The organism is Arthrobacter ginkgonis (genome assembly GCF_039540195.1).
In the GTDB taxonomy this organism is placed as follows: Bacteria; Actinomycetota; Actinomycetes; order Actinomycetales; family Micrococcaceae; genus Zafaria; species Zafaria ginkgonis.
In genome coordinates, this window is record NZ_BAABEO010000008.1 from 748,159 (window position 1) to 760,830 (window position 12,672).

Annotated in this window: 10 protein-coding genes; 5 read left to right on the plus strand and 5 right to left on the minus strand. The window is 69.7% G+C overall.

Annotated features, from left to right (window positions below):
• Positions 1-44: 44 nt before the first annotated feature.
• Positions 45-266, minus strand: coding sequence for a DUF3073 domain-containing protein (locus tag ABD912_RS06060; RefSeq protein ID WP_345149232.1), 222 nt, complete (start codon positions 264-266; stop codon positions 45-47).
• A 194-nt stretch (positions 267-460) separates the two neighbouring features.
• Here ABD912_RS06060 and ABD912_RS06065 point away from each other — a divergent pair, with 194 nt between their 5' ends.
• A complete protein-coding gene (locus tag ABD912_RS06065) occupies positions 461-1,090 on the plus strand; it encodes a septum formation family protein (protein WP_345149234.1) in 630 nt (209 codons plus the stop codon).
• 60 nt (positions 1,091-1,150) lie between these two features.
• On the opposite strand, the gene clpB is transcribed toward ABD912_RS06065, so the two are convergent.
• The 4 genes from clpB to ABD912_RS06085 all read right to left on the minus strand — a co-directional run bounded on the left by clpB (position 1,151) and on the right by ABD912_RS06085 (position 7,223).
• Entirely contained in the window at positions 1,151-3,736 is a 2,586-nt protein-coding gene (gene clpB, locus ABD912_RS06070; RefSeq protein ID WP_345149236.1) for an ATP-dependent chaperone ClpB, read from the minus strand.
• Positions 3,737-3,870: 134 nt separating this feature from the next.
• Positions 3,871-4,854: a quinone oxidoreductase family protein gene (locus ABD912_RS06075; RefSeq protein WP_345149237.1), complete on the minus strand. Its 984-nt coding sequence runs from the start codon at positions 4,852-4,854 to the stop codon at positions 3,871-3,873.
• A gap of 101 nt (positions 4,855-4,955) precedes the next feature.
• Positions 4,956-5,744, minus strand: a complete 789-nt coding sequence (locus ABD912_RS06080; RefSeq protein WP_345149238.1) for an IclR family transcriptional regulator — start codon at positions 5,742-5,744, stop codon at positions 4,956-4,958.
• 129 nt (positions 5,745-5,873) lie between these two features.
• Positions 5,874-7,223 (minus strand): MFS transporter, encoded by a 1,350-nt coding sequence (locus tag ABD912_RS06085; RefSeq protein ID WP_345149239.1) that lies wholly within the window; start codon positions 7,221-7,223, stop codon positions 5,874-5,876.
• A gap of 271 nt (positions 7,224-7,494) precedes the next feature.
• Here ABD912_RS06085 and ABD912_RS06090 point away from each other — a divergent pair, with 271 nt between their 5' ends.
• From ABD912_RS06090 to ABD912_RS06105, 4 genes are all read left to right on the plus strand, one after another.
• Positions 7,495-8,898: an LLM class flavin-dependent oxidoreductase gene (locus tag ABD912_RS06090; RefSeq protein ID WP_345149241.1), complete on the plus strand. Its 1,404-nt coding sequence runs from the start codon at positions 7,495-7,497 to the stop codon at positions 8,896-8,898.
• Complete coding sequence (locus ABD912_RS06095; protein ID WP_345149242.1) at positions 8,819-10,285, plus strand: FAD-dependent oxidoreductase; 1,467 nt, start codon at positions 8,819-8,821, stop codon at positions 10,283-10,285. Before ABD912_RS06090 ends, ABD912_RS06095 begins: the two co-directional genes overlap by 80 nt.
• Before the next feature lie 9 nt (positions 10,286-10,294).
• The gene (locus ABD912_RS06100; protein ID WP_345149243.1) at positions 10,295-10,807 is read left to right on the plus strand and encodes a flavin reductase family protein; all 513 of its coding nucleotides are present in this window, start codon (positions 10,295-10,297) and stop codon (positions 10,805-10,807) included.
• 133 nt (positions 10,808-10,940) lie between these two features.
• Positions 10,941-12,407, plus strand: coding sequence for an aldehyde dehydrogenase (NADP(+)) (locus ABD912_RS06105; RefSeq protein WP_345149244.1), 1,467 nt, complete (start codon positions 10,941-10,943; stop codon positions 12,405-12,407).
• Positions 12,408-12,672: the final 265 nt, after the last annotated feature.

The window sequence follows — 12,672 nt, forward strand, 5'->3', positions numbered from 1 at the left end:
GGTCAAGACCGCTAGGGCGGCCGGACCCGGGGGGCCGGCTCGAGTCAGCCGATGCGACGCTTGTCTTCCTCATCGTCGTCGTAGTCTCCGTACTTGTCCTCGTAATCCGAGTCGTACGTGTCCCTGGCATGCTGCGGGGGGGCGCCACCGGTCTGGTGGGTGCCCCCGAGCTCGCGTTCAAGTGCGGACAAATCAGTGGCCGGGGAGAAATACTTCATATCCCTGGCCTGCCGCGTCGCTTTTGCCTTCTGACGGCCGCGCCCCATGGCGTGACCCCCTTTTTTTAGTAGATCCGGAGGTGGTCCGCCGTGTTCGGCAAAGGCCCCGGAATATGTGCCAAATTATTTCGTAATCCCAAGGTTAACACGCTTCGGCCCCAACTGCCCTCCCGACCGGCCCGCGTCGCGGCGGATAGAGTGGAAAGCCAGCCCGCACCGAAGCACCACCGAGAGGACCCGCCGTGGAAGAAGCCCCGGACGAGCGCCCGGCCCCCTCCCCCTACCAGCCCGCGCGCCGCGCGGACACCAAGGTCACGCGCCGCTTCGGCGGCACCTGGGGCTGGATCGCACTGGGAGCGATCGGCGTCGCGCTGCTGGTGGTGTTCGGGGCCGGCAGGTTGTCCAACGCCACATCCGCCGGGCCGGCCGTCCAGTCCACCGTTCCGCGCAACGCGAACCCCGGCATCGACGGGGTGGTGGCGGCCAATGCCCCGGCCTCCCAGTTCGAGGTCGGGGACTGCCTGCGTGGCTTCAGCAGCCCGCTGAAGCCGGCCACGATCGTCCTGTGCACGGCCTCGCACGACGCCCAGCTGATCGGCCTGGCCACGCTGGACGACACCCCCTACCCGGGCGACGCCCGCACCGAGACCAAGTCCGAGGCCGCCTGCCGGGCCATCAAGCTCGAAGCCACGGTGGCCCTCAACGGCGACTGGTCCTACCAGTTCAGCCGCCCCTCCTCCGGGACTTGGGCGGAGGGCGACCGGGCGGTCGCCTGCTTCCTGTCCCTGGAGGAGGGCACCGTGGACGCCTCGCTGCTGCCCGCGGCCGGCGGCGGCAAGGCAGGCGGCAGTGCGGCGGCCGGCGGCAGGTAGGCCGCAGCGACGGCGGGCGGCCGGGGCACCCGCCCCGGCCGCCCGCCGTCGCACTGTCCGCTACGCCTTGGCGAGCGCGAGCCCGTCCGCGTCAGCGGCGGTGTCCACGCGGATCGTGTCCCCGTCCGCGACGGCCCCGGAGAGCAGCGCCCGGGCGAGCCGGTCGCCGATTTCGCGCTGGACCAGGCGGCGCAGCGGCCGGGCCCCGTAGGCGGGGTCGTAGCCGCTCAGCGCCAGCCATTCGCGGGCCCCGTCGGTCACGTCCAGGACCAGCCGCCGGTCCGCCAGGCGCTTGGCAAGCGCGTCGACCTGCAGGTCCACGATGCTGCCCAGCTCCTCGATGGTGAGCGGATCGAACATGATGACGTCGTCCAGGCGGTTCAGGAACTCCGGCTTGAACGCCCCGTGGACCACGTTCATGACCAGGTCCCTCTTGGTGGCCGGATCCAGGGTCTGGTCCACCAGGAACTGCGAGCCGAGGTTGCTGGTCAGGACCAGGATCACGTTGCGGAAGTCCACGGTGCGGCCCTGCCCGTCGGTGAGCCGGCCGTCGTCGAGGACCTGCAGGAGGATGTCGAAGACCTCCGGATGGGCCTTCTCCACCTCGTCGAGCAGGATCACCGAGTAGGGGCGGCGGCGCACGGCCTCGGTCAGCTGGCCGCCCTCCTCGTAGCCGACGTATCCCGGAGGGGCACCGACCAGCCGGGAAACGGAGTGCTTCTCCGAGTATTCGGACATGTCGATGCGGACCATCGCCCGTTCGTCGTCGAAGAGGAAGTCGGCGAGCGCCTTGGCCAGTTCCGTCTTGCCCACGCCGGTGGGGCCGAGGAACAGGAAGGAGCCGGTGGGCCGGTCCGGGTCGGAGATGCCGGCCCGGGCGCGGCGGACCGCGTCGGAGACCGAGGCCACCGCCTTGGACTGGCCGATCAGCCGCTTGCCGAGGAAGGATTCCATCTCCAGCAGCTTCTGGCTCTCCCCCTGCAGCATGCGCCCGGCCGGGATGCCGGTCCAGGCGGAAATCACCTCGGCGATGTCGTCCGCGGTGACCTCCTCGGAGAGCATGAGGTCGCGCTCCCCGTTCTGCTCCTCGGCGGCCTGGGCGGCGTCGAGCTGCTTCTGGAGGGCGGGGATCTCGCCGTAGAGCAGCCGGGAGGCCCGCTCCAGGTCGCCCTCGCGCTGGAACTTGTCCGCCTGGCCGCGCAGCTCGTCGAGCTGGACCTTCAGGTCGCCGACCTTGTTCAGTCCGGCCTTCTCCGCCTCCCAGCGAGCGTTCAGGCCGGCCAGCTTCTCCTTCTTGTCCGCCATGTCCGCCCGCAGCGCCTCGAGGCGTTCCAGGGATCCGGGGTCGGTTTCCTTCGCCAGCGCCAGTTCCTCCATGGTCAGGCGGTCCACGGCGCGGCGCAGCTGGTCGATCTCCTCCGGGGCGGAGTCGATCTCCATGCGCAGCCGGGAGGCGGCCTCGTCGACCAGGTCGATGGCCTTGTCCGGCAGCTGGCGGCCGGAGATGTAGCGGTTGGACAGGGTCGCGGCGGCCACCAGGGCGGAGTCGGCGATCTGGACCTTGTGGTGGGCCTCGTAGCGCTCCTTGAGTCCGCGCAGGATGCCGATCGTGTCCTCCACGCTCGGCTCCCCCACGAACACCTGCTGGAAGCGGCGTTCCAGGGCCGCGTCCTTCTCGATGTTCTCCCGGTACTCGTCCAGGGTGGTGGCGCCGATCAGGCGCAGCTCGCCGCGGGCCAGCATGGGCTTGAGCATGTTGCCCGCGTCCATGGCCCCCTCCGAGGCTCCGGCGCCGACGACGGTGTGGATCTCGTCGATGAACGTGACGATCTGCCCCTCGGAGGACTTGATCTCCTCCAGCACGGCCTTCAGCCGCTCCTCGAACTCGCCGCGGTACTTGGCGCCGGCGATCATGGAGCCCAGGTCCAGCGAGACCAGGGTCTTGCCCCGCAGGGATTCGGGAACGTCGCCGGCCACCATGCGCTGGGCCAGGCCCTCGACGACGGCGGTCTTGCCGACGCCGGGCTCGCCGATGAGCACCGGGTTGTTCTTGGTGCGGCGGGAGAGCACCTGCACCACGCGGCGGATCTCCGAGTCGCGTCCGATCACCGGATCCAGCTTGCCGGCCCGCGCCACCGCGGTCAGGTCGGTGCCGTACTTCTCCAGCGCCTGGAAGGTGCTTTCCGGGTCCGGGGAATCGACCTTGCGGTCACCGCGCAGGCCCGGCAGGGCAGCGTTCAGCGCGTCCGGACCCGCGCCGGCGTCGCGCAGGATCCCCCCGGCCTTGCCGGCGTCGGCGGCCAGCCCCAGGAGCAGGTGCTCGGTGGAGACGTAGCTGTCCCCGTAGCGCGCCGCGGCCTCCTGGGCCGCGTTGATCACCTGGAGCATGCCGCGGGAGAACTGCGCTTGGGCGACGGAGGTCCCCGAGGAGGAGGGCAGGGCCTTGATCGCGGTGCTCGCCTGCACGGACACGGCGTCCGGCTCGACGCCGGCGGCCTTGAGCAGGGCGACGGCCACCGATTCGCGCTTGTCCATGAGCGCCTTGAGCAGATGGACGGGCTCGACCTGCGGATTGCCCGCGGTGGAGGCGTTCATGCCGGAGGCGGCGAGGGCTTCTTGGCTTTGGGTGGTGAATTTGGTGTCCACGCGGATCCCTTCTGTCATCTGGCGTACCACTCAAACTTGAGTCTAATAAGCTCAACTTTGAAACGCCACACCCTATTCCCCGCGCCGCGGGGACGCCTGAAGATCCCGGCGTCCCCGCCAGACTGATTCCGTGCTTAGGGGATGAGCAGCAATTTGCCCTGGGTGGACCGGGACTGCAGCTTCTCCTGGGCCTTGCGGGCTTCCGCGAGGGGGAAGGTCTCCTCCACGCGGATCGTCAGCGACCCGTCGAGCACCGCGTCGAACAGTTCCCCGGCGCGCCAGTTGCGCTCGGCTTCGTCCTGCAGGTAGTCGTCGACGGTGGGACGGGTGACGTACAGCGAGCCGTGGCGGTTCAGCCGCTGCAGGTCGAAGGGCGGGACCTGCCCGGAGGAGGCGCCGAAGAGCACCAGCATCCCGCGCTTGCGCAACGCCCGGAGGGACTCGTCGAAGGTGTCCTTGCCCACGGAGTCGTATACGACGTCGGCCCCGCGCCCGCCGGTGAACTCCCGGACCCGATCGGCGAAGTCCCCGTAGCCGACCAGCGCGAGGTCCGCGCCCAGCGAGCGCGCGGTTTCCGCCTTCTCCTCGGAGCCGACCAGCGCCACGACGGTGGCGCCCTGGCGCTTGAGCAGCTGTACGACCAGCCCGCCGACCCCGCCGGCGCCGGCGGTAATTACGGCGACCTCGCCCTCCCGCACCGGGTACGTCGAACGGACCAGGTAGTGGGCCGTCAGCCCCTGTCCGGGGATCGCCGCGGCGACCTCGTCGGAGATGCCGTCGGGCACGCGCATCGCCTTGTCGGCGTCGACCAGGAACGCATCGGCGTAGGTGCGGGAGGCCTGAGTGGTGGTGATCCGGTCGCCGGGCGCGAAGCCCTCCACCGCGGAGCCGACGGCGGCGACCACTCCCATGCCCTCGGAGCCGGGCGTGAAGGGGTGCTCGACCGGGTAGGCGCCCTCGCGCTGGTAGATCTCGATGAAGTTCACCCCCACCGCCCGCGTCTGGACCAGCAGCTGGTGGGGCCCGGGCTCGAGGGCGGGACGCTCACCGATGGTGAGGACCTCGGGGCCTCCGGCCTTCTCGATCACGATGGAGCGGACCGTGTTGGAGTGGACCATGGCATGTACCTCCTGGATGGGGTAAGGGATTCCCGGCGCCCTGGCGCGGGCGCGGCGGGAAACGGGTGGAAAGGACGCGGGCGGTGCCGCGCCCGGGGACGCTAGCCCAGCGTCTTGGCGATCTCCTCCGCGGTGGCGCGGAGTTGCTCCACCGTGCTGGGCAGGCGCCCGGACTTCATCCGCTGGTCGGGCCCGGTGGCGGTCAGCACGCCCAGCAGCAGGCCGTCCGCGTCCCGGACGGCAACGGAGACGGCGAAGAGGCCTTCCTCAAGCTCGTTGTCGATCACGGAGTATCCGTTGGCGCGGACGTCCCGGATCTCGCGCAGGAGCGCCTCGCGGCCGGTGATCGTTTGCCGGGTGTAGGAGGCCAGGGTTTCGGGCAGGATCTTGATGACCCGGGCGTCGTCCAGGTCGGCCAGGAGGATCTTGCCGGTCGCGGAAGCGTGCAGCGGGTACTGGCGGTGGAGGTAGAGGTTGGAGACGCGCAGCATCCGGGAGGAGGATGCCTCCGCGACGATGTCGTATTCCGTCGGGCCCTTGGCGAGCGCGAAGCTGATGGTCTCGTTGACCTCCTGGGCGAGCCGTTCAAGGATCGGCTGCACCTTCGCGGCCACCCCCGCCGTGGGGTCGGCCAGCCGGCCGAGGCGGGCCATCTCCCAGCCGAGGGTGTAGTTGTTGTCGATGCGGTCCACGAAGCCGACCTGCTCCATGCTCAGCAGGAGACGGAAGGCGGTGGGCCGCGTCATTCCGACGGCCTGGGCGAGCTCGGTGACGGTGATGCCGCGGGGATGGCGCCCCAGCTCGCGCAGCAGGCCCATGGCCTTGACGACGGACTTGTTGGCCAGGTCCGGCGCCTCGGTGCCCTCTGCGTTCACGTCTGTTTCCGGCATGGTCACGTATTCCTCTCGGGCCGGCCTCGGCCGTGTTGCCTCGGCACTACCACCATATGTGCGCATCGCACGGCCGACCGACACCGACCCCGGCGCGGGGACGGTGCCGGGGTCGGCAGGGCCGTGGGGTTACCCCTGGGTCCGACCCCCCGAGGCCGCGCTGAGGGCCAGGCCCTTGGTTTCGGGTGCGAGGAAGTGGGAGACGATGCCGCCGATGATGGCGACGGCGGCGGCGAAGAGCATCGTGGGGGCGACGCCGAGGCTTTCCATGGAGACCGGGAGCACGAAGGTGCCGACGGCGGCGCCGACGCGCGAGGCGGCGGTGGCGAAGCCGACCCCGGCTCCGCGGATCTCGGTGGGGAAGACCTCCCCGGGGTAGACGCCGGTCAGCGCGGTGGAGACGGCGTTGAAGAAGGAGAAGATGAGGAAGCAGAGGATGACCACCGTGGGCGAGGCGCCGGCGAAGAGTCCCACCAGGAGCAGGGCGGCTGCGGAGATCCAGAAGGGCGGGATGGCCAGCTTGCGCCGGCCCACGCGCTCGATGAGCACCACGGAGGTGATCGAGCCCAGGACGACGACGGCGTTCAGGGCCAGCGCTCCGGTCAGCCCGTCCTCGAGGCCGAACTGGGTCAGGACGATCGGGGCGAAGGTCGCGATGGCGAAGTACGGGGTGACGTTGCAGATCCAGAAGACGCTGACGAAGACGGTCATCTTGAGGTGCTCCGGGGAGAACAGGCGGCGGAAGCTGGCCTTGCGGACCTGCTCCTGCATGAGGTCGCGCTGGTCCTCGGGGCTCATGTACTCGGCGGCGATCTCCTCGGCCTCCCGGGTCCGCCCCTTGCTCATCAGCCAGCGGGGGGACTCGGGGGTGCCCAGGCGCATGAGGAAGACGATGACCGACGGAATGGTGCTCAGGCCCAGCACGAGCTGCCAGTCGATGGTGATGTTGCTGACCAGGACATAGCCCAGGGCGTAGGAGAAGAGGTAGCCGACGTACCACGCGACCTCCTGGACGGCCAGCAGCTTGCCGCGCAGCTTGGCCGGCGCGAACTCGGCCAGCAGGGGCCAGCCGATCGCGTAGTCCGCGCCGATCGCCATGCCCATCAGGAGCCGGACGAGGAACAGCGACCACGCGTCGGCCAGGAAGAACTGGGAGACCGAGCCGATCAGGAAGATGGCCAGGGTGTAGGTGAACATGGGCTTGCGGCCCACCTTGTCGGCGAGGTATCCGCCCAGCGGTCCGCCGAAGAAGATGCCAATCAGGGCCGAGGCCCCGATCAGGCCCTGCCAGGCGGCCGAGAGCTGAAGTTCGTCCGTGATCGCGGGCATAACCACGCCGATGCCGCCGAGGATGAACCCGTCGATGAACATCCCTCCGGCAATCACCAGGCACAGCTTGCCCAGGAAGCGGCGGTGCTTCGTCTGTTCCGGCGTGAGCCGGGAACCGCCGGGGGAAGTTTGCATGCTCGTAGAGGTCACGGGGGATTTTCCTTCTCTTCTGTGGGGAGCGCGAGGGTCCGGAAAACGACGTGTGTGGAGGCTTCAGATGCTCCACTGCCCGCGCTGAGAGCGTTCACTAATCGAACGTTGCGTTCGAAGATATGGCACCCATCACACCACCGTCAACCCCCACTACGGCCATGGGGCAGAGCATTGACAGTGACCCATCTAACAGATAAATTGAACGTCACGTTCATTTAATGAACGCCCCATGTTTCCCGTTTCGCCAACGGCCAAGGAAGTAGCATCCATGAAGAACCAACCGCTCAGCCTGTTTGCGTTTGATGTTTTTGCCCCCACCCACCTGACCGCCGGCACGTGGCGGAACGCGGCGGACCAGGGCCACCGCTACACGGACCTGTCGTACTGGACGGGTGTGGCGCAGATGCTGGAGAAGGCCGGGTTCGACGGCATCTTCTTCGCCGACAACGTGGGCTACCACGACGTGTTCCGCGGGAACGGGGATGCCGCGCTGCGCGACGCCGCGCAGTTCCCCATCAATGACCCGACAGTGCTGATCAGCGGCATGGCCGCCGTGACCAAGCACCTCACCTTCGGGGTAACCTGCTCGGCCACCTACGAGCCGCCCTACCTGCTGGCCCGCAAGTACAGCAGCCTGGACCACCTGACTTCCGGCCGGGTGGGCTGGAACATCGTGACCTCGTATTCGGAGGCCGCCGCCCGGAACCTCGGCAAGGAACAGCAGCTCACTCCCCTGGAGCGCTACGACATGGCCGACGAGTACATGGACGTCGTCTACAAGCTCTGGGAATCCTCCTTCGAGGACGACGCCGTCATCCACGACGCCGCATCGGCCACCTACATCGACCCGGCCAAGGTGCACCCGATCAACCACGCGGGCACGCACTTCACGGTGCCCGGATTCCACCTGTGCGAGCCCTCCCCGCAGCGGACCCCCGTGCTGTTCCAGGCCGGCTCCTCCTCCCGGGGCATGGAATTCGGCGGCAAGCACGCCGAGGCCGTGTTCATCCAGGCCACCTCCGTGGAGGGCGCGACGCGCACCGTGGCCAAGCTCCGCCAGGCGGTGGCCGACGCCGGCCGCGATCCCCGGGACGTCAAGATCGTCATCCTGCTCACCGTCGTGGTCGCCCCCACCGACGAGGAAGCCCGCGCCAAGTACCAGGCGGCCGTGGACAACGCCCCGATCGACGGGATCCTGGCCCGCTTCAGCGGCTGGACCGGCATCGACATGTCCGACTACGACCTGGACACCCCGCTGCGCTCGGTCGGAACGAAGGCCGGCCAGTCCATGGTGGACATGTTCTCCAAGGCCGACCCCGACCGGGACTGGACCCCGCGCCAGATCGCCGAGTTCCTCGCCGTCGGCGGCAGCGGGTCCACCATCGTCGGTTCTCCGCAGACGGTCGCCGCAGAGATCAAGCGCTGGCGCGACGAGGCGGACATCGACGGGATCAACCTCAGCTACATCACCAAGCCCGGCGGCTGGGAAGAGTTCATCGACCTGGCGCTGCCGGAACTGCGCGCCCAGGGACTCATCGCCCCGGCCCCCGCCGCGGACCAGGAGCCGGTCACCCTGCGCGAAAAGCTCTTCGGTGCCGGCAACCGGCGCACCCTCCCGGGCCACCCCGCCACCGCGTACCGGGCTGCCGCCCGCGTCGGTTCCGCCGTCTAGCGGCACCCTTGGCACGAGCAACAGATACAGCACAAGCAACAGATACAGACAAGCAGGAGAGAAGCACCCCATGACTGAAACCACCGACGTCGTCGTCATCGGCGCCGGCCTTGCCGGCCTGGTCACCGCCCGCGAGCTCGGCAACCGCGGCCACCGGGTCGTCGTCCTGGAGGCCCGGGACCGGCTGGGCGGGCGCGTGTTCACCGAGAACCGGCTGGGCCGGACCCTGGAGCTCGGCGGGAACTGGCTGCACTGGACCCAGCCCCACGTCTGGGCCGAGGTCACCCGCTACGGGCTTGAGGTCTCCCGCGGCCCCCGCTCGGAGGAGACCTACTGGCTCGCCGGCGACCAGGTCCGCCGCGGCAACCTGGACGACTTCATGAACCTGATCGACCCGGGCATGACCCGCCTGCTTGAGGACACCACCAAGTGGATCCCCCGCCCCGACGCGCCCCTGACCAACCCCGATCTGGCCGAGGTGGACCGGTACAACCTGCAGGAAATGCTGGACAAGCTGGATCTGTCCGAGGACGAGCGCAACGCCAACGAGGCCGCCTGGGTGGGCCACTTCAACGCGCCCCTTGACCAGTGCGCCTACGTCAACGCCCTGCGCTGGACCGCCGGCTCCTCCGGCCACTGGCACCTGATGCACGAGGCCTCCGCGATCTACCGCCTCAAGGACGGCAACGACGGGCTCGTGAACGCCATCGCCGCCGACGCCAACGCCGACATCCGCCTCGACTCCCCGGTCACCTCGATCCGCCACCACGAGGACGGAGCCGTCGTGACCTACGGGGAGGACAAGCGGATCTGGGCCCAAAAGGTCGTCATCACCCTGCCGCAGAACATCCTGCACCGGCTCGACGTCGAACCCGCCCTCTCCGAAGGCAAGCTCGCCCCCAGCCGCGAGCGCACCGCCTCCCAGGGCGTGAAGGCCTGGATCCGGGTCAAGGGACCCATCAAGCCCTTCTTCGCCTACTCCGCCCAGGACAAGCCCCTCTCGGTGATCCGCACCGAGTTCGTCGGCGAGGACGACGCCGTGCTGGTGGGCTTCGGCGCCGACGCGAACCGCATCGACGTCACCGACAAGGACCAGGTCCAGGCCGCCATCAGGGTCTGGCGCGACGACCTCGAGGTCCTCGAGGTCACCGGCCACAAGTGGGGCGAGGACCCCTACGCCGAGGAAACCTGGCAGATCCAGCGCCCCGGCCAGCTCACCAAGTACCACGCCGCCCAGCAGGCCAGCGAGGGAGTCCTGCACTTCGCCAGCAGCGACACCGCCAACATCTGGGCCGGCTTCTTCGACGGCGCCATCGAATCCGGCCTGCGCGCCGCCCGCGAAATCCACGCGCAGGTTTCCGCCGCCTCCGCCACCCCTGCAACCTAAGGAAGAGCCATGAGCCTCGAGACCCTCTCCCCGGCGATCGAGCCGGACCACTACCGTGCGGTCATGCGCCACTTTCCCACCGGCGTCGCGGCGATCTGTTCGACCGACCCGGTGACCGGCAAGCCCTGCGGGCTGATCGTGGGCACGTTCCAGGCGCTGTCCATGGAACCGGCGCTGGTGACGTTCAGCGTCACCCGGACCTCCACCAGCTGGCCCAAGATCTCCCGCTCCGGGTCCTTCAGCGTCAGCCTGCTCGCCGACGGCCAGCAGGGAGTGTGCAAGGCCCTGTCGGGCAAGGCCGAAGACAAGTTCGCGGCGATCGGCTGGGAGGAGTCCCCACGCGGAAACCCGCGCATCGACGGCTCCCTCGGCTGGATCGACTGCACCGTCCACCAGGAGCTCGACGGCGGGGACCACGTGCTGGTCGTCGCCAGCGTCCAGGAGATGCGGGCCGCCGACGGCGAACCCCTCGTCTTCCACGGCGGCAGGCTCGGCGGCTTCCGCGAAAGCACCGCCGCCTGACCCTTCGCACGGCAGCGCCACAACCACACGGCAGCGCAACAACCCCACCGGACGGCCGCGCGGCCCCGGATGCGGACGGCCCACCCGCCCGCATCCGGGGCGTTTCCGCCAACCGACCCCCAGGAGAAGATCCATGACCGCCATCACCACAGCTTCCACCGCCACCACCTCCCTTGAGCTGGAGGAGATCCTGGCCGTCGCGCACCAGGCGGCCCGCCCCTGGGCCGCCCTGCGCCCGGCCCAACGGGCGGACATGCTCGATGCGGTGGCCTCCGCCCTGGACGAGGCGGCCGCTGAACTCATCCCCCTCGCCGCCAAGGAGACGCATCTGGGCGACGCCCGGCTCGCGGGCGAACTCAAGCGCACCACCTTCCAGCTGCGCCTCTTCGGCCGGGTGCTGCGCGACGGCGCCTACCTGGACGCGCGTATCGACCACGCCGACCCCGACTGGCCCATGGGCGCCCCGCGTCCGGACCTGCGGCGGGCCCTGCGTCCCCTCGGTCCGGTCCTGGTCTTCGCGGCGAGCAACTTCCCCTTCGCCTTCTCGGTCGCCGGCGGGGACACCGCTTCCGCCCTGGCCGCCGGCAACCCCGTCCTCCTCAAGGTCCATTCGGGCCACCCGGAGCTCTCCGCCCGCACCGGCCAGATCGTGGAGTCGGCCCTGCGCGCCGCGGGGGCACCGGAAGGCGCCTTCGCCCTGGTCCGCGGGCTCGAGGCCGGAGGCGCGGCCCTGCGCGATCCGCGGATCAAGGCCGCCTCCTTCACGGGCTCGATCCCGGGTGGGCGGGCCCTGATGGACATCGCCGTTTCCCGGCCCGAACCCATCCCGTTCTACGGGGAGTTGGGCAGCAACAACCCGGTGTTCGTCACCCCGCGGGCCGCCGCGGCGCGGGGCACGAAGATCGCCGAGGAGTTCATCGCCTCCTTCACCCTCGGCGCCGGCCAGTTCTGCACCAAGCCCGGAACGATCATCGTCCCGGCGGGCTCCGGCATGGTCGAGCACCTGCGCTCCGCCGCCCTGCCCCAGGGCGCGCAGCTGCTCAACGGACGCATCCAGTCCGGCTACGTCGAGTCCCTCCAGCAGCTTTCCGCCCACCCCCACGTCAGCGTCTTGGTCCAGGGGCCGGAACCGCTGTCCGACGCCCCGTCGCCGACCCTGCTGCTCACCCGCGCAGAGCACGTCCTCGCCGCGCCGCGCGAGCTCGAGGCCGAATGCTTCGGGCCCACCGCCGTCGTGGTCGAGTACGACGACGAGTCCCAGCTGGTGCCCCTGGCCCAGACCTTCGAGGGCCAGCTCGCCGCCACGGTCCAGGCCCAGGACGACTGCCCCGTCGCCGAACTGGTGCAGGTGCTGGCCGAGAAGGCGGGCCGCGTGCTCTGGAACCAGTGGTCCACGGGCGTCTCGGTGACCTACGCGCAGCAGCACGGCGGACCCTACCCCGCCACCACCGCTCCCGGCACCACGTCGGTCGGCACGGCCGCGATCGAACGCTTCCTGCGCCCCGTCGCCTTCCAGGGGTTCCCGCAGCACCTGCTGCCCGAGGCCCTCCAGGACAGCAACCCGCTCTCCGTCCCCCGGATGGTCAACGGGCAGCGCTGACCGGCAAACACGATCCTGAGAACACAGTGAAGCCCGGCCCCAAAGGGGCCGGGCTTCACTGTGTTCCTGCCTCGGCGGCTTGGACAAAGACCTACTCCACGGACAGGCCGACCCATGGCAGGCACGTGACGGTTCCAAACCCGCAATAGTCGCACGGTTCCCCGGGGCGCTCGTGCACCGCCCGGCCGGAGCCCGGGAGGGTGCGGCTCCGCTGGCCGAAAACAAAGGTGTACAGGCTACGCATGCTCGCTCCTCACCGTGATCA

Excerpts from the sequence above, each read along its gene's own strand:
- ABD912_RS06060 (WP_345149232.1), bottom strand. The coding sequence starts at position 266 with ATGGGGCGCGGCCGTCAGAAGGCAAAAGCGACGCGGCAGGCCAGGGAT.
- ABD912_RS06075 (WP_345149237.1), bottom strand. The coding sequence starts at position 4,854 with ATGGTCCACTCCAACACGGTCCGCTCCATCGTGATCGAGAAGGCCGGA.
- ABD912_RS06080 (WP_345149238.1), bottom strand. The coding sequence starts at position 5,744 with ATGCCGGAAACAGACGTGAACGCAGAGGGCACCGAGGCGCCGGACCTG.
- ABD912_RS06090 (WP_345149241.1), top strand. The coding sequence starts at position 7,495 with ATGAAGAACCAACCGCTCAGCCTGTTTGCGTTTGATGTTTTTGCCCCC.
- ABD912_RS06100 (WP_345149243.1), top strand. The coding sequence starts at position 10,295 with ATGAGCCTCGAGACCCTCTCCCCGGCGATCGAGCCGGACCACTACCGT.
- ABD912_RS06105 (WP_345149244.1), top strand. The coding sequence starts at position 10,941 with ATGACCGCCATCACCACAGCTTCCACCGCCACCACCTCCCTTGAGCTG.